The following is a 19,401-nucleotide window of genomic DNA, read 5'->3' as shown; positions in this document are numbered from 1 at the left end:
GCCCGAGAGGACCCCTGACAATGACGTCATCGAAGCAGAGCAGAGCCGAGGCGCTGCCCGAGCACCTGCGCGCCGAACTCGCCCGCAGACTCGCAGGCCGCGCCGCCCCCGCCCCCGACACCATCCCCGCCGCACCCGGCGCCGGTCCGTTCCCGCTGTCGTCGGCCCAGCAGCGGCTGTGGTTCCTCAGCGAGTTCCGCCCCGGCGGGAACGACTACAACAGCGGAACCGCCCTGCGGCTGACCGGCGACCTCGACGTGCCCGCCCTGATCGACGCGCTGCGCACCCTGCCGCGCCGGCACGAGTCGCTGCGGACCACCTTCGCCGAGGTCGATGGCAGGCCGGTGCAGCTCGTGCACCCGGAGGCCACCCTCGGCGTCCCGCTCGTGGACTGCGCCCGGGACGACCGCGGCGAACTCGATGCCCTGCTGCGCACCGAGTTCGCCCGACCGTTCGACCTGCGCCAAGGCCCCCTGCTGCGGGCGGTGCTCGTCAGAGTCGACGAGCGCGAACACGTCCTGCTGCTCGCCTCCCACCACATCGTCGTCGACGGCTGGTCGCTGGGCGTGCTCATCGAGGACCTGGCGAAAGCCTATGCGGGGCAAGCGATATCCGGACCTTCGCTACGATACGCGGACTTCGCGGTGTGGCAGCGGGGCAGGCTCACCGGCCCGGCGATGGCCGAGCACCTCGACTACTGGCGCACCCGCCTCGACGGCGCCGCCCCACTGGACCTGCCCACCGACCGGCCGCGGCCCGCCGTACGGTCCGTCGCAGGCGCCGCGCACCACTTCCAGGTGCCCAAGGTCGTCTCCACCAAGCTCGCGGGCCTGGCGCGCGCCAACGACACCACGCTGTTCACCACCCTGATGGCCGCCTGTCAGGTGCTGATGGCCCGCTACAGCGGCCAACGCGACATCTCGACCGGCACGGTCACCGCGGGCCGGTCCCTGGCCGAGCTGAACCGGGTCGTCGGGTTCTTCGTCAACACCGTCGTGCTCCGCTCCACAGTGGACCAGACGCGGACGTTCACCGAGTTCCTCGCCGAGGTCGACAGCACCGCGACGGAGGCGTTCAGCCACGACGAGGTGCCCTTCGACCGGCTCGTCGAAGCCGTCGGCGCCCCGCGTGACCCCAGCCGCAACCCGCTGTTCGACGTGCTCGTCCTGCTGCAGAACGCCCAGCGCGGCCTGCCCGCGTTCCCCGGCCTCGCCGTAGCGGAGGTGGACCTGCGCCGCTGGGCGGCCAACTTCGACCTCAGCGTCGAGTTCGCCGAGCGCGCCGACCACCTCGACTGCGTGCTGGAGTACAGCTCCGACCTGTTCGACGCGGCCACGGTCGAGCGCATGGCCGGGCATCTGCTCGTCCTGCTCGACGCCATCGCCGCCGCCCCGGACCGGCCGCTGGCGGAGCTTCCGTGGCTGACCGACGGCGAGAAGGCCGCCCTCGACACCTGGAACGACACCGCACTCGAAGTTCCCCCGACGACCTACCCGGCGCTGTTCGAGGCCCAGGCCCGCCGCACCCCGGGGATGACCGCGCTGGTGTGCGGCGAGGAGTCCCTCACCTACGCCGAGCTGAACGCCCGCGCCAACCGGCTGGCGCACCGGCTGATCGCCGACGGCGCCGCACCCGAGCGGGTCGTCGCGGTGGCCCTGCCGCGCTCGGTGGAGGCGGTCGTCGCGCAGCTGGCGGTGCTCAAGTCGGGCGCCGTCTACCTCGCGATCGACCCGGCGCTGCCCGCCGAGCGGCGGGCCCAGCTCATCGCCGACTCCGGCGCGGCCATCGTCGTCGACCATCCACTTGAGACAGCGGGCTTACCCGACACCGACCCGGAAACCGGTCTGCGGCCGGACAACGCCGCGTACGTGATCTACACGTCGGGCTCCACCGGTCGCCCGAAGGGCGTCACGGTCGAGCACCGCAACCTGGTCAACCTGCTGCACAGCCACCGCGCGGACTTCGCGGGCGAGCGCAGGCTGCGGGTCGCGCTGTCGGCGGTGTTCTCCTTCGACACCTCGTGGGAGGGCCCGGTGCTCATGGCCGACGGCCACGAGCTGCACCTGCTGCCCGACGAGGTCCGGCTCGACCCGGAGGCGCTGGTCGACTACGTCATCGGCAGGCGCGTCGACTTCCTCGACCTCACCCCGTCCTACCTGCGCCAACTCATCCCGGCCGGGCTGCTCACCGGCGCGCACCGGCCCAGCGTCCTCATGCTCGGCGGTGAGGCGCTCCCGGAGGACCTGTGGCGCGACCTCGCCGCCGCCGACACCGCCGCGTACAACTTCTACGGTCCCACCGAGGTCACCGTCGACGCTCTATCGGCTCCGGTGACCGGCGACCGCCCGGTGATCGGCAGGCCGCTGCGCAACCTGCGGGCCCACCTCCTCGACGACGACCTGCGCCCGGTCCCCGTCGGCGTTCCCGGTGAACTGTTCCTCGCCGGCGCGCAGGTGGCCCGCGGCTACCTCGACCGGCCGGGCCTCACCGCGGAGCGTTTCATCGCCGACCCCTTCGACGGTGGGCGGATGTACCGCACCGGCGACCTCGCCCGGTGGACGGCCGAGGGGACGGTGGAATACCTGGGCCGCACCGACGAGCAGGTGAAGATCCGCGGCTTCCGCATCGAGCCGGGCGAAGCCGAGGCCGCGCTGCTCGGCTGCCCCGGAATCCGCGAGGCCGCGGTCGTGGCCCGCGAGGACGACGGCCACCGCAGGCTCGTCGCCTACGTGGTCTCGGCCGACCCGATCGACCCCGCCGCCCTGCGGGCCACCCTGAAGGCCACGCTGCCCGACTACCTGGTGCCCGCCGCGTTCGTCCCGCTGGACGCGCTGCCTGTCACCGCCGGCGGCAAGCTCGACCGGCGCGCTCTGCCCGCGCCGAGCGTGCGCGCGGAGGTCGAGGGGACCTATGTCGCGCCGCGCACCGACAGCGAGGCGCTGCTCGCCGACCTCTGGGCGGACGTGCTCGGCGCGGACCGGGTCGGGGTCACGGACAACTTCTTCGCCCTGGGCGGCGACTCCATCCTCAGCATCCAACTGGTGTCCAAGGCCCGGCAGGCGGGTCTGCGGATCACCTCACGGGACGTGTTCACCCACCAGACCGTCGCCGAACTCGCCCTGGTCACCTCCCGCGCGACCGTCGCCACACCTGCCCCGGCACGCACCGGCCCGGCACCGCTCACTCCGATCCAGCGCTGGTTCTTCGACACCCACGAAGACACCTCGTACTTCACCATGTCCGTGCTGGTCGACCTCGCCCCCGACACCGACCACGCCGCCCTCGAACGAGCGTTGGGCGCCGTGGTCGAACACCACGACGCCCTGCGCGGCCGATTCCGCCTGGGACACCAGGAATCCGCCGACACCGCCGACACCGACGTGACCCTGCACCGGCACCAGGTGTCCGACGCCGCCGAGATTCCGGCGCTCGCCGACGCCGCCCGCGCGACCCTCGACCCCAGCGCGGGCAGACTGGTGCGGGCGCTCCTGATCGAGGGACTGGACCGGCCGCGACTCTTCCTGACCGTGCACCACCTCGTGATGGACGGCGTCTCCTGGCGCATCCTCCTCGACGACCTGACCACCGCCTACCAGCAATGCGTGCAGGGCGCGGACGTGCGGCTCGCCCCGGTGGGCACGCGGTTCGCCGAGTGGTCCCACCGGCTCGCCGAGCACGTCGCCACCGGCGCCTTCGACGTCGACCTCGCCCACTGGGCCGCGGTGCCTGCCCCGGAACCGCTGCCCGTCGACCACGACGGCGCCAACCTGGCGGGCGACACCCGCTCGGTCACCGTCCGGCTGGACCCCGACACCACCGCCGCGCTCCTGCACCGGGTGCCCGACCGCTACCGCACCCAGGTCAACGACGTGCTGCTCAGCGCCCTCGGCCGCGCACTCGCCGACTGGACCGGCCGCGACCGGGTGGACGTCACCCTGGAGGGCCACGGCCGGGAGGAGATCCTCGACGGCGTGGACCTGTCCCGCACAGTCGGCTGGTTCACCACCCAGTTCCCCGTGGCGCTCTACCTGCCCGACCGCGACTGGGGCGCCACCCTGAAAGCGGTCAAGGAGCAGCTGCGGGCGGTGCCGCACAAGGGAATGAGCTACGAGGCACTGCGCTACCTGCGCCCCGGAACCGGCCTCGACGGCACCGCCCTGCCCGCGGTCTGCTTCAACTACCACGGCCAGTTCGACACCGCCGAGCACTCCGGCCTGATCGGCGCCCGCCACAGCGAATCCGGCGCCGAGATCGACCCGGCGTCCACCAGGGACTTCCAGCTCGACGTATCCGGCCTGGTCGAGGCGGGCGAACTCGCCCTGACCTGGCAGTACTCACCCGCGCTGCACGACGAGTCCACCGTGCGGAGCCTCGCCGAGTCCATGGCGGGCGCCCTCGCGGAGATCGTCGCCCACTGCGCGCAGAGGGGTGCGGGCGGGCGGACCCCTTCGGACTTCCCGCTGGCCAGGCTCACCCAGTCCCAAGTGGACGCCATCGCGGGCACCGGCACGGGTGTCGAGGACATCTACCCGCTCACGCCGCTGCAGGCGGGCATGGTGTTCCACAGCCTGGTCGACCCGGACGGCGGCAGCTACGTCGACCAGGTCCGCATCGTGCTCGACGGCGTCGCCGACCCGGCCGCGCTCACCGAGGCGTTCCAGCGGGTCGTCGACCGGACCCCGATCCTGCGCACCAGCGTGGTGTGGGAAGGCGTGGACGAACCAGTCCAGGTCGTCCACCGCCGCGTCGAGATCGCCGCGGATCACCATGACTGGCGCGCATTGTCCGAAGTGGACCGCGAGGCCGCCCTGGACGACCTGCTCGCTGCCGACCGGGGGCGGGGATTCGACCTCGGGACCGCGCCGCTGCTGCGGGTCGCCGTCGCCCGCTGGACCGACGACCGGGCCGTCCTCGTGTGGTCGTCGCACCACGTGCTGCTCGACGGCTGGAGCACCGGCCAGGTGTTCGCCGAGGTCTGCGCCCACTACCGCGCCATCACCCACGGCAGGCCCGCCGCCGCACCCGCGCGCAGGCCGTTCCGCGACTACCTGCGCTGGCTGGCCGAGCAGGACACGGCCGCCGCCGACGCGCACTGGGCGGGCGTCCTCGACGGGTTCGACACCCCCGTCGCCGTGCCGTACGACCGGGCGCCCACTCAGGCGCACCGCACCGAGTCCAGCGCGTCGGTCCGCCGCGGCCTCGACCGCGCCGCGTCCGACCGCCTCCGCGCCGCCGCCCAGCGGGCCGGTCTCACGGTGAACACCGTGGTCCAGGGCGCGTGGGCGTTGCTGCTGTCGCGCTGGGCGGGCACGGACGACGTCGTGTTCGGCAGCACCGTCTCCGGTCGCCCGGCCGAACTCGCGGGTGTGGAGTCGATGGTCGGCATGTTCATCAACACCGTCCCCACCCGGGTGCGGGTCGACCCGAGCCGTCCGGCGGGGGAGTGGCTGCGCGATCTGCAGGCAGCCCAGAGCGAGTCCCGGCGGTTCGATTTCCTTGCCCTGAACCGGATCCAAGCTCACAGCGCGGTCGCCGCGCTGTTTGACAGCGTGGTGGTGTTCGAGAACTACCCGTTCGAGGACGCCTCCAGCGACGACGGCATCCGCGTCGCCGAAGTCCACGCGGTCGACACCACCAACCTGCCGCTCACCCTGTCCGCGCACGTGGACGACCGTGTCCACCTCGACCTCGCCTACGACCCCGCCCTCCTGGACGAGACCACCGCCGGGCGGGTCGCGGGTTGGCTGCTGTCGCTGATCACCGGCATCGGCGAGGATCCCGCGCGGCCGCTCGCGGACCTGCCCTGGCTGACCGCTGCGGACCGCAGGCAGGTGGTGGTCGACTTCAACGACACCGCGTGCGAGCTGCCGTCCACGCTGTTCCCCGAGGTGTTCGAGCGCCAGGCCGCTCGCACCCCGGACGCTGTGGCGGTGGTGTGCGGTGACACCACGCTGACCTACGCCGAACTCGACGCGGCCGCCAACCGGCTGGCGCACCGGCTCATCGCCGAGGGCGCGGGTCCGGAGCGCATCGTCGCCATCACCCTGCCGCGGTCGGCGGACACCGTCGTGGCGATCCTCGCCGTGGGCAAGGCAGGAGCGGCGTTCCTGCCGGTCGATCCGACCCTGCCCGCCGAGCGGATCGAGTTCCTGCTGCACGACGCCGACCCGGTCACCGTGCTCGACCGCATCGGCGACACGTCGGCATATCCCGACACCGCTCCCGGTGTCACCGTGCGGCCGGAGCAGGCCGCGTACGTCATCTACACCTCCGGCTCGACCGGCAGGCCCAAGGGCGTCGTCGTGCATCACGGCGGCCTGGCCAACCTGTTCCACGACCACGCCATCGACCTGCCCGGCAGTGCCCGGGACCGGTTCGCGCTCACCGCCACGTTCTCCTTCGACACCGCGATCGAGGGCCTGCTGTTCCTCGCCGCGGGCCACGAACTGCACGTCATCGGCGAGGACCTGCGGCTCGACCCCGACGCGCTCGTCACCTACCTCACCGAACGCGCCATCACCGTCGTGGACCTGACCCCCACCTACGCCGCCCAACTGGTCCCGGCCGGGCTGCTCGACGCCCCGCTGCGGCTGCTCATGCTCGGCGGCGAGGCGACCCCGGAGTGGCTGTGGCGCGAGATCGCCGCACGTCCCGGGCTCGAAGCGGTCAACTACTACGGCCCCACCGAGTGCTCCGTCGACGCCACCGTCTGCCGCACGAGCGACGCCGAACGTCCCCTCATCGGCAGGCCGCTGCGCAACCTGCGCGCCTATGTCCTCGACGCGAACCTGGACCCGCGGCCGCCGTGCGTGCCCGGCGAGCTGTACCTCGCGGGCCCGCAGCTCGCCCGCGGCTACCTCGACCGGCCCGGCCTGACCGCCGAGCGGTTCATCGCCAACCCGTTCGACGGCGGCCGGATGTACCGCACCGGGGACCGGGTGCGGTGGACCGCCGACGGGAGGCTCGACTACCTCGGCCGCGTCGACGACCAGGTCAAGGTCCGCGGCTTCCGGATCGAGCCCGGCGAGGTCGCCGCCGTCCTGCGCGAGCAGCCGGGTGTCCGCGACGCCGCCGTGGTCGCGCACGCCGACACCGCCTGCCACCGGCTCGTCGCCTACGTCGTCGGCGAGCCCGGCGACCTGCGCGCCGACTTGGCCCGGGTGCTGCCCGACTACCTGGTTCCCGCCGCGTTCGTCACCCTGGACGCGCTTCCCCTGACCTCCAGCGGGAAACTCGACCGACGCGCGTTGCCTGCCCCCGACTTCACCGCTACGTCGACCTACGTCGCCCCGCGCACCGAGGCCGAGCGGATCGTGGCCGCGGCCTGGGCGGACGTCCTCGGCGTGCCGCGGGTCGGGGTGGAGGACGACTTCTTCGCCCTGGGCGGCGACTCCATCCTCAGCATCCGCGTGGTGTCCCGACTGCGGGCAGCGTTCGGCGTCCAGCTCTCACCGCGCGCGATCTTCGACCATCCGACGGTCGCCGCGCTCGCCCGGGCCATCCCCGGTGGGGACACCAGCGTCATCCCCCGCCACGACGGGCCCGCGCCGCGCTCGTTCGCGCAGGACCGGCTGTGGTTCCTCGACCAGTTCGAGCCGGGCGACACCGAGTACGTCAGCCCGACCGCGCTGCGCCTGTCCGGGCCGCTCGACGTCGCCGCGCTGACCACGGCGCTGACCGGCGTGATCGCCCGCCACGAGTCACTGCGGACCACCTTCGACGACACCGGGACACGTGTCGGCGAGCCGTATCCGGCCTCGCTGACGGTGATCGAGACCGACGACCCCGACCGCGTGCTGACCGAGGAGAGCACCCGCCCATTCGACCTGCGCCGCGGTCCGTTGCTGCGCACGACCCTGATCCGCCTCGGCGCCGAGGAGCATGTCCTCGTCCTGACCCTGCACCACATCATCACCGACGGCTGGTCCACGGCCGTGCTGACCGAGGACTTGGCCGACCTCTACCAGGCCGCGCTGTCTGGTGTGGACGCCGACCTGCCACCGCTTCCGTTGCGGTACAGCGACTTCGCGGCGTGGCAGCGCGAGCAGCCGACCGACAAGCAGCTCGACTACTGGCGTGGCGCACTCGCCGGTGTCGAGCCGCTGCGCCTGCCGACCGACCGGCCACGGCCCGCGGTCCGCTCGACAGCGGGCGCCTCGCACGAGTTCACGCTCAGCCGCGAAACCGCCGCCGCGCTCAGGCAGGGCGAGGGCACGCTGTTCATGACCCTGCTCGCCGCCAGCCAGGTCCTGTTCGCCCGCTACAGCGGGCAGAGCGACCTCGCGGTCGGCACCGCGGCGTCCGGCCGGGAACGCGCGGAGCTGGCGCGGATCGTCGGCTTCTTCGTCAACACCCTCGTCCTGCGCTCCACAGTGGACACCCGGCGGAGTTTCACCGACCTGCTCGCCGACGTCCGCGCGACCGTCCTCGACGCGTTCGCCAACCAGGACGTCCCGTTCGAGCGGGTGGTCGACGCGGTGGCCCCCGAGCGCGACCCCAGCCGCTCGCCGCTGTTCGACGTGATGATGCTGCTGCAGAACACCCCCGACGAGATCCCGGACCTCGCGGGCCTGGTCGTGACCGAGGTGCAGGTCCCGGTGATCACCTCGACCTGCGACCTCACCATCGAGTTCCAGGAATCCGGCGACGGGCTGCGCGGCGCGGTCGAATACAACCCTGACCTGTTCGACGCCACCACGATCGAGCGGATGGTCGGCCACCTGACCGCCCTGCTGACCGAGATCGCCGCCGACCCGCACCGGCCGATCGGAGAGTTGCCCCTGGCCGATGAACGGGCCCAGCTCGCACGGTGGCAGGGCGGCGGCCGGTCCGTCGACGAGGTCGCGCTGCACCACGTCTTCGCCGCTCAGGCAGCGGCCACGCCCGACACGACCGCGGTGGTCTGCGGTGCGGACACCCGCACGTTCGGCGACCTCGACGCCGCCGCGAATCGCCTGGCACACCTGCTGATCGAGCGCGGCGCGGCGCCCGAACGCCTGATCGCGCTCACCCTGCCGCGCTCGGCCGATCTCGTAGTGGCGATCATGGCCGTCCTCAAAACGGGAGCCGCCTACCTGCCGGTCGACCCGACACTGCCCCGGGAGCGGATCGATTTCCTGCTTGCCGACGCCGACCCGATCACGGTGCTGGACGCGATCCCGGACACCGACGGACACCCGGACACCGACCCGGGCGTCGTGATCCACCCGCGCCACCCGGCCTACGTCATCCACACGTCGGGCTCCACCGGCGCGCCCAAGGGCGTCGTAGTCGACCACGGCAACCTGGCCGCGCTGTTCGCTCACCAGCGCGTCGAGCTGATGGCGGGGGAGCGGCTGCGCTACGGGCAGACCTCGGTGTTCTCCTTCGACACCGCCGTCGAAGGCCTGCTGTTCCTCGCCGCCGGCCACGAACTGCACGTCATCGAGGACGACACCCGCCTCGACCCGCACGCCCTCGTCACCTACGCCGACCGGCACCTCGACGTCCTCGACGTGACCCCGGCGCACGCCCGCAGGCTCCTCGACGCCGGGCTCACCGGCCTGCGCACGCTCACGCTCGGCGGCGAGGCGATCGACCCGGAGCTGTGGCGAGCGCTCGCTGACGCGGACCTGGCCGCGGTCAACCTCTACGGCCCCACCGAAGTCACCGTGGACGCGACGTGGAGCCGGGTCGCGGGGGAGCGGCCGGTGATCGGCAAGCCCCTGTCGACCGTGCGTGTGTACGTGCTGGACGACGACTTACGGCCCGCGCCGATCGGCGTGCCCGGCGAACTGCACCTCGCCGGTCCGCAGGTCGCCCGCGGCTACCTCGGCAGGCCCGGCCTCACCGCCGAGCGGTTCATCGCGGACCCGTTCGCCGACGGTCGGATGTACCGGACCGGCGACCGGGCCCGCTGGCTCGCCGACGGCACCCTGGAGTACCTGGGCCGCGCCGACGACCAGGTCAAGATCCGCGGCTTCCGGGTCGAGCCGGGCGAGGTGACCGCTGCCCTGCTGCGCCACCCGGACGTCCGCGAGGCCGCCGTGGTCGCGCGCGCGGCCGGGGGACACCAGCGGCTTGTCGGCTATGTCGTGGCCGACACCGCCGACGACCTTGCCGCGTTCCTGCGCCGCAGCCTGCCCGAGTACCTGGTCCCGTCCGCCATCGTCGGCCTGGACCGGCTCCCGACGACCGCCAACGGCAAGCTCGACCACCGCACGCTGCCCGCACCCGAACTGCCCGACCCGACCGGGTTCGTGCCGCCGCGGCCAGGGGTCGAAGCCGAGTTGGCGGCGATCTGGGCCGACGTGCTGGGCGTGGCGCGGGTCGGCGCGCGGGACAACTTCTTCGCCCTGGGTGGGGACTCGATCCTGAGCATGCAGGTCGTGTCCCAGGCCCGCCGCGCCGGTCTGCGGCTGACCTCGAAGGACATCTTCCTCCGCCAGAACATCGCCGACCTGGCCGTCGGCGTCGACCATTCCGTTGCCACGACGGAGTTCGAGGCAGCCGGACCGGCGCCGCTGACCCCGATCCAGCACTGGTTCTTCAGCACCCGCGCCCAGGAGCACCGCGACCACTTCGCCATGTCGATGACGGTCTCGCTCGACCCGGACGTCGACGCCGACCGGCTGCGCCGCGCGCTCGACACGGTCGTCGCGCACCACGACGCCCTGCGCACCCGGTTCGACCTGACAGACAACGGGTGGCAGCAGGAGCCCGCTCCGGTGGGTGACCTGCTTCGCGTCGCGGAGGGCGATCCGGACGAGGAAGCCCTCGCCGCTCAGGCAGGGCTGCGGATCACCGATGGTGCGATGCTGCGCGCGGTCTTGTTCACCGGCGCCGAACCACGTCTGTTCCTCGCGGTGCACCACCTGGTCGTGGACGCGGTGTCCTGGCGCATCCTGCTGACCGACCTCGAACGCGCCTACGCGGGCGACCCGCTCGACTCCGCTGTCCCCTTCGGACAGTGGGCACGGCGCCTCGCCAAGCACGTCGCCGGCGGAGGTTTCGACGACGATCTTCCCTACTGGCAGTCGATCCCGGCCGTCCCGCCGCTGCCGATCGACAGCGCCGAGAACTCCGTGGGTGCCGCCCGCACGATCTCGGTGACCCTCGACGAGGACACCACCGATGCCCTCCTCCACCAGGTGCCCGACGTCTACCGCACCCAGATCAACGACGTGCTCCTCGCCGCCCTCGGCCGCGCCCTGACGGACTGGACCGGCCACGACCGGGCGCTGGTGACCCTGGAAGGACACGGTCGCGAGGACGTGCTCGACGGACTCGACGTCGGCGGCACGGTCGGCTGGTTCACCAGCCAGTTCCCGGTCGCGCTCGACCTTCCGGACCGTGACTGGGGCACCGTGCTGAAGTCGGTCAAGGAGGCCCTGCGCGCCGTCCCGCGCCGCGGCCTGAGCTTCGAGGCGCTGCGCTACCTGCGCCCCGACAGCGGCTTGGACACCGTCCCCGAACCGCAGGTGATCTTCAACTACCTGGGCCGCTGGGACGATGACTCCGGCACCGGTCTGCTGCGCGCCAAGGCACCCGACCTGGGTCAGGACATCGCCTCGGACAGCCGACGCAGCCATCTGCTCGACCTCACCGCCGCGGTCTCGGCGGGCAGGCTGCGGCTGGACTGGGAGTTCGTGGGCGACGAGACCACCGTGCGCGGCCTGGCCGAGGCGATGTCGGCCGCGCTGCGGGAGATCGTGGCGCACTGCGCCGACCCTGGCGCCGGGGGTCGCACCCCGTCCGACTTTCCGCTCGCCCGACTCGACCAGTCCCAAGTGGACGCTCTGGGCGCGGCCGAGGACGTCTACCCGCTCACTCCGCTGCAGGCCGGGATGCTGTTCCACAGCCTGGTGGACGGCGGATCCGCCTACGTCAACCGGACCCGGCTCCGGCTGCGCGGCGTCCGGGACCCGCACGCCCTGGGCGCGGCCTGGCTGCGGGTCGCCGAGCGGACGCCGATCCTGCGCACCGACGTCGTCTGGCAGGGCGTCCCCGAACCACTGCAGGTCGTCCGCCGCGAGCCGCGCCTGTCCATCGAGTACCGACCGGTGACGGCTGAGGACGAAACGGCGGGCATCGACGTGGCCGCCGGACCGCTCACGCGGGTGGTCATCGGCCCGGTGTCCGGTGACACCGTCGACCTGCTGTGGACGTCGCACCACCTCCTGCTGGACGGGTGGAGCACCGCGCAGCTCTTCGCCGATGTCCTCGCCGAGTACGCGGGCCAGGGGAGTCCCGCGCGCCGCCCGTTCCGCGACTACCTGGCGTGGTTGGCCGACCAGGACACCGCCGCCGCCGAACAACACTGGCGCGCGGTTCTCTCCGAGGTGGACAGCCGCACACCGCTGCCGTTCGACCGCCGACCCGTCGACGCCCACCGTGCCGAGTCCACCGAGCACCTCCGGGTCGGCCTGCCTGCCGGGCCGGTCGAGCGGATGGCCCGCGCCCACGGGCTCACCGTGAACACCGTCGTGCAGGGCGCTTGGGCGCTGCTGCTGTCCCGGCACAGCGGCGAGGACGACGTCCTGTTCGGCACCACCGTGTCCGGGCGGCCCGACGACCTGCCCGGCGTGGAGTTCATGGTCGGGATGTTCATCAACACCGTGCCCGTCCGCGTCCGGGTCGACGGCACGGACACCGTCCTGTCGTGGCTGCGCGGGCTCCAAGCCGAGCGGGCCGAGTCACGCCGGTTCGATTTCGTGTCGCTGGCCCAGGTCCAGTCCTGGAGCGCGGTGCCCGCGGGCGAGCCGCTGTTCGACAGCGTTGTGGCGTTCGAGAACTTCCCGGAGGGCGCGGAGACCGAGGGTGCTCCCACCGTCGAGACGGTCGATGCCGTGGAGACCACCAACCTGCCGCTGAGCGTCTCCGCCCACCTCGACGGCACCGAACTGCGCGTGGAACTCGGCTACGACCCCCGCCTGTTCGACGGCGCCACCGCCCGCACCCTCACGCGGCGACTCACCGCGTTGATCGAGGCGATCGCCGCCACACCCGACCGCCGGATCGCCGACCTCCCGTGGGTGTCCACAGAGGAATCGGGGCTCCTCGCGGCCTGGAACGACACAGCAAGCCCGGTCACTCCCACGGCATTCGTCGACCTCTTCACCGCGGCCGTCAGACGCACTCCCGACGCGGTCGCCATCGAAGACGGCGACACCGTCCTCACCTACGCCGACGTGAACGCCGCCGCCAACCGCCTGTCCCACCAGCTCATCTCCGAGGGTGCCGCCCCGGAAAGCGTCGTCGCCCTGCGCATACCCCGCTCCGCGGACCTCGTCATCGCACAGTTGGCCGTCCTCAAGGCAGGCGCCGCTTACCTCCCGGTCGACCCGGCGTATCCACCCGACCGCATCACCTTCATGCTCGATGACGCGTGCCCAGTCCTGGTCCTCGACGCCCTGCCCGACACATCCGCGTTTCCCTCGACCGACCCCGATGTCGCCCTCTCCGCGGCGTCACCCGCCTACCTGATCTACACCTCCGGCTCGACCGGAACCCCCAAGGGCGTCCTGGTCACCCACACCGGCTTGGCGAACTTCGCCACCGCCGAACAAGCCCATTTCGACGTGCACCCCGGCGACCGGGTCCTGGCCTTCTCCTCACCCAGCTTCGACGCGTCGGTGCTGGAGTGGGCCGTGGCCCTCACCAGCGGCGCCACCCTGGTCATCCCGCCACCCGGCCCCCTCCTGGGAGACGACCTCGCCAAAGTCCTCACCCATCACGCGATCACGCACGCCCTCATCCCCCCGGTGGCCCTCGCCACCGTCCCCGACGGCCCCTACCCCGACCTGCACACCCTCATCGTCGGCGGCGACACGTGCCCCGCCGACCTGGTCCGCCGCTGGTCGCCCGGCCGCCGGATGATCAACGCCTACGGCCCCACGGAGTCGACCGTCGTCGCCACCTGGACCCAACCCCTGTCGCCTGCCGCGCCCGTCGTGGACCTCCCACCCGCCATCGGCCGCCCCCTGCCGAACACCCGCGCCCACGTGCTCGACCGTGACCTGCGCCCGGTCCCACCCGGCGTGCGCGGCGAGCTGTATCTCGCCGGTGCCGGCTTGGCCCGCGGCTACCTGCGCAGGCCCGGGCTCACCGCCCAGCGCTTCCTGGCCGACCCGTCCGGCGTGCCCGGCGACCGCATGTACCGCACCGGCGACCTCGTCCGCTGGACCACCCAAGGCGAGCTTGAGTTCATCGGCCGCACCGACAACCAGGTCAAACTGCGCGGCTTCCGCATCGAGCTGGGCGAAGTCGAGGCCGCCCTGGCCGCACTCCCCGGCGTGAGCGCCGCCGCGGCCATCGTCCGCGAGGAAGACCCTCCACGACTCGTGGCCTACCTGGTCGGCGACACCGACGACCCGCGTGCCGCCCTCGCGCGCACGCTGCCCGAGCACCTGATCCCCGCCGCGTTCGTGACGCTCGACGCCTTCCCGCTCACCCCGAACGGCAAACTCGACCGCCGCGCGCTGCCCTGTCCCGAGTGGACACCCGCGGCCGGGCACGTGCCGTCGCGCACCCCCGAGGAGCGTGCCGTCGCGGCCGTGTGGTCCGAGGTGCTCGGCGTCCCCGAGGTCGGCGCCACGGACAACTTCTTCCTCCTGGGCGGCGATTCCATCCTCAGCATCCGCGTCGTCTCCCGGCTGCGAGCGGTGCTCGGCGTGGAGGTGTCACCCCGCCTGTTGTTCACCCACCCAACGGTCGAGGCCCTCGCCGCGGCCCTCGGCGGCGCCACGACCGAGCCCATCCCCAGACTGCCCGACAACGGCGACGCCCCGCTGTCGTTCGCCCAGGCCCGCCTCTGGTTCCTCCAGCAGTTCGACCCCGACAGCATCGAGTACGTGACCCCGCTCGCCCTGCGGCTGCGCGGGCGGCTCGACATCGACGCGCTCTCGGCCGCCGTCACCGCCCTGGTCGCCCGCCACGAGGCCCTGCGCACGACGTTCCACGAGAAGGACGGCACCGGCGTGCAGACCGTGCACCCGCCCACCGAAGTCCGGGTACCGGTAGTCGACGCGCTCGGGCCCGTGCGCCCCTTCGATCTCAGCGAAGGACCACTGCTGCGCACCACCGTGGTGCGTATTGCCGAGGACGAGCACCTCCTCGCGATGACCATGCACCACATCGTCACCGACGGCTGGTCGGCGAACGTCCTGCTGACCGACCTCGCCGAGCTGTACCGCGCCGAGGTCACCGGTACCGCGCCCGACCTGCCCGCGCTCCCGGTGCGCTACCGCGACTTCGCCGCCTGGCAGCGCGGCCGCACCGGGCTCATGGCGACCCAGCAGGCCCACTGGTGCGACGTCCTCGCCGACCTGCCCGCCTTGGACCTGCCGACCGACCACCCGCGTCCCCCGGTCCACACGACCAGCGGCGCGCAACTCGAGTTCGCCATCCCCGCCGAGGTCGCAGACTCGCTGCGCGCGCTGGCCCGCGGGCAGGACGGCACGCTGTTCATGTCCCTGGTCGCCGCCTGCCAGGTGCTGTTGCACCGCTTCACCGGCCAGGACGACATCGCCGTCGGCACCGTGGCCGCGGGCCGCGAACACCCGGACCTGCGCCTGCTGGTCGGCTTCTTCGTGAACACCCTGGTCCTTCGGTCCACAGTGGACTCGCGGGAACCGTTCGCGGACTTTGTCCGTCGGGTCCGCGCGACCGTCCTCGACGCGTTCACCCACCAGGACGTCCCGTTCGACCGCGTCGTCGACGCCGTGGCCCCGGACCGGGACACCAGTCGCACCCCGCTGTTCCAGGCCATGGTGGTTCTGCAGAACGCTGTCGGAGAGACCGTCGGTCTCCACGGCCTCACCGCCGAGGACGTGGCCACGGAGTCGGTGACCGCGAGCTACGACGTCACCTTCGAGTTCCACGAGACCGACGACGGCGCACTGCACGCCACCCTCGCCTACAACACCGACCTGTTCGAGCCCGACACCGCGACCCGCTTCGCCGACGCCCTGGGACTCATCCTCGCCGCCGCGGCGGCCGATCCCCGCACGCCGGTCGGCATGCTCCCGGTGGTCACCAAGGCCGAACAAGCGCTGATGCACACCTGGAACGACACCGCCCACCCAGTTCCGGCCACCACGCTGGCCGACCTGGTGCGCGCTCAAGCCATACGCACCCCACACGCCCCTGCGATCATCGCGGACCAAGTGGTGATCGACTACGCTGGCCTGGAATCACGAACGAACCACCTGGCCGGTGTGCTGGCCGCCCGTGGCGCCCGCCCGGAAACCGTGGTCGCGATCATCCTGGGCCGCTCACCCGACCTGGTCATCGCCGAACTCGCCGTCACCAAGACCGGCGCGGCCTTCCTCCCGATCGACCCGACCTACCCACCCGACCGCATCACAGCGATGCTCGACGACGCCCGGCCCACCCTGATCATCGACAGCCCCCTGACCGACACCACCCTCACCCACGACTCGCACAACCACCATTGCGGCGGCGGCCCCCTCGCCAACCACCATTCCGCCGCCGCCGCCGCAGCAGCCGATCCCGATCCCGGCGGCCCCGCTGGCTCTGCCGATCCCGCCGGCTTTGCCGGCCCTGCGGGCCCCGCCGGACCTGCCGGCTTTGCCGGCCCTGCGGGCCCCGCCGGACCTGCCGGCTTTGCCGGCCCTGCGGGCCCCGCCGGACCTGCCGGCTTTGCCGGCCCTGCGGGCCCCACCAGCGCTGCCGATCATTACCACCCCATTCACCATCCCGCCGACCACCAACACCTCGCCGCGGACAACCACCACCGCCGCGACCGCGATTCGCGCTTCCCGGTCGAACACCCCGCGTACGTCATCTACACCTCCGGCTCCACCGGCCGCCCGAAGGGCGTCGCCGTCACCCACGCCGGCCTGGCAAGCTTCTCCGCCGCCGAGATCGAGCACTTCGACGTCCGCGAAGGCGACCGCGTGCTCGCGTTCTCCTCACCCAGTTTCGACGCGTCGATGCTCGAGCTGTGCATGGCGCTGCCCGCAGGCGCCGCGCTGGTGATCCCGCCACCCGGCCCACTGCTGGGCGAGGACCTGGCCGACGTCTTGCGCGCCCACCGCATCACCCACACCCTCATCCCGCCGGTCGCCCTCGCGACCGTCCCCCACACGGACCTGCCCGACCTGCGCACCCTGATCGTCGGCGGCGACACCTGCTCAGCCGAACTGGTGGCTCGCTGGGCGCCGGGCCGCCGCATGGTCAACGCCTACGGTCCCACCGAGTCCACCGTCGTCGCGACGTGGAGCGCGCCACTGATCCCGGGTCGCACCCCGCCGATCGGCGCGCCGATCCGGAACACCCAGGCGCATGTCCTGGACGGCGAGCTGCGACCGGTGCCCATCGGCGTCGCGGGGGAGCTGTACGTCGCGGGCGTCGGACTTGCCCGCGGCTACCCGCACCGGCCCGGCCTGACCGCCCAGCGGTTCCTTGCCAACCCGTTCGGCGAACCGGGGGAGCGGTTCTACCGCACCGGCGACCTAGTCCGCTGGACCCGCGACGGCGACCTGGAGTTCGTCGGCCGCGCCGACGACCAGGTAAAAGTCCGCGGCTTCCGCATCGAACTCGGCGAGGTCGAGTCGGCCCTGCGCAGCCACCCGGACGTGACCGACGCGGTGGCGGCCGCGCACACCGACGCGGCGGGCCACAAGCGGCTTGTCGGCTACATCGCCGCCGCGAACCCGCCGACCGCGGCAGGCCTGCGCGAGTTCCTCAGCGCGACCCAGCCCGACTACCTCGTGCCGACGGCATTCGTGTTTCTCGACACACTCCCGTTGTCCCCCAACGGAAAGGTCGATCGCCGCGCCCTGCCCGAACCGGAGATCCACACCGAGGCCCACGTCGCCCCCACGAACCCGACCGAGGCCGCACTCGCCCGGATCTGGGCCGACGTGCTCGGCGTCGACCACGTCGGGATCTCCGACAACTTCTTCACCCTCGGTGGCGACTCGATCCTGAGCATCCAAGTCGTGGCGCGCGCCCGACAGCGCGGAATGCGGCTGGCCACCAAGGATCTGTTCCTGCACCAGACGATCGCCGAACTCGCCCCCGCGGTCACGGTCCTGGAGCGCGCCGACCACACCCCGGTGACCGGCCCCGTGCCCCTCACCCCGATCCAGCACTGGTTCTTCGACACCCACAGCCGCAATCCCCACCACTTCAACCAGACCCACTTCGCCGAGCTGACCGCGGAACCGGATATCCCCGCACTGCGCGCCGCGTTCGACGCGCTCCTCATCCACCATGACGCCCTGCGGCTGCGCTTCCACCACGATGACGGCGCCTGGCGCCAGCACAACGCCGAACCCGGGCCCGCGGCCGTGTTCGCCGAGCACCACCTGTCCACTGTGGACGAGGAGAAGCTGGAACGGGCAGCCGACCTCGTGCACGCCGGATTCGACCTCGGCGAAGGCCCGCTGCTGCGGGCGGTCCTGTTCCACTTCGCCGACGGATCCCGGCCGCGCCTGCTGATGGTGGCCCACCACCTCGTCGTGGACGGCGTCTCCTGGCGCATCCTCCTCGACGACCTCGACACCGCCTATCAGCAGGCCCTGCACGGCAAGCCGATCGATCTGGGTGGCAAGACCACCTCGTTCCAAGAGTGGTCCACCAGGCTCACCGCGCTCGTCGCGGAGGGCGGGCTCGATGGTGAGCTCCCGTACTGGACCGCGGCGTCCAGCCAGGGCGGCGTGCCGGTCGACCACCCGGAGCCGGTCGCGGGCAGCCCGACCGCGGCGGTGTCGGTCCACCTCGACCCCGAGGACACCGACGCCCTGCTGCGCGGTGCTCCGACCGCGTACCGCACCCGGATCAACGACGTGTTGCTCGCCGCTCTCGCCTGGTCGCTGTCCAGGTGGACGGGGCGTGAGGAGGTCGCCGTGCACCTGGAGGGACACGGCCGCGAGGACGTCGTCGACGGTGTCGACCTCTCCCGGACCGTCGGCTGGTTCACCACGATGTTCCCGGTCGCCCTGACCGTTCCGCGTGGTGACTGGCGGACGGTGATTCGCGCCGTCCGCAAGCAACTGCGCGCGATTCCGGGCAACGGCTTCGGCTATGGCGCTTTGCGCTACCTCGGTGGTTTGGCTGCTGACGGGCCCGCTCCGGCGGTGTCCTTCAACTACCTCGGCCAGTTCGAGTCTCGCGCGCAAGATGAGGAGAGCAGTCTGTTCCACGCCACCCTCCCGGCCATCGGGCAGGACCACGATCCGGGCGACAGTGGGGGACATCTGCTCGACGTGGTCGGCGAAGCGGCCGACGGGACGCTGACGTTCGCCTTCTACTTCCGGCCGGACCGGCACGACCGCGGCACCGTCGAGCGGGTCGCCGCCGACTTCGCCACCGCCCTGCGCGAGATCGCGGCCGACTGCAGGCGGGCCTTGTGAGGCCTGTCTTCCCCGGGTCCGGCACAAGCAGTGCGCACAG

General features: G+C 72.3%; 1 protein-coding gene. It reads left to right on the top strand.

Annotated elements, in window-relative coordinates; genetic code table 11:
* The first annotated feature begins 20 nt into the window (after window positions 1-20).
* A complete protein-coding gene (locus C8E96_RS25855) occupies window positions 21-19,361 on the top strand; it encodes a non-ribosomal peptide synthetase (protein ID WP_091369422.1) in 19,341 nt (6,446 codons plus the stop codon).
* Window positions 19,362-19,401 lie beyond the last annotated feature (40 nt).

The organism is Actinokineospora alba (assembly GCF_004362515.1).
GTDB lineage: Bacteria > Actinomycetota > Actinomycetes > Mycobacteriales > Pseudonocardiaceae > Actinokineospora > Actinokineospora alba.
The sequence above is the reverse complement of the archived record's forward strand: the minus strand, read 5'-3'. Positions and strand labels throughout refer to the sequence as shown.

Coding starts and splice junctions, on each gene's coding strand:
- C8E96_RS25855 (WP_091369422.1), top strand. CDS start 21: ATGACGTCATCGAAGCAGAGCAGAGCCGAGGCGCTGCCCGAGCACCTG.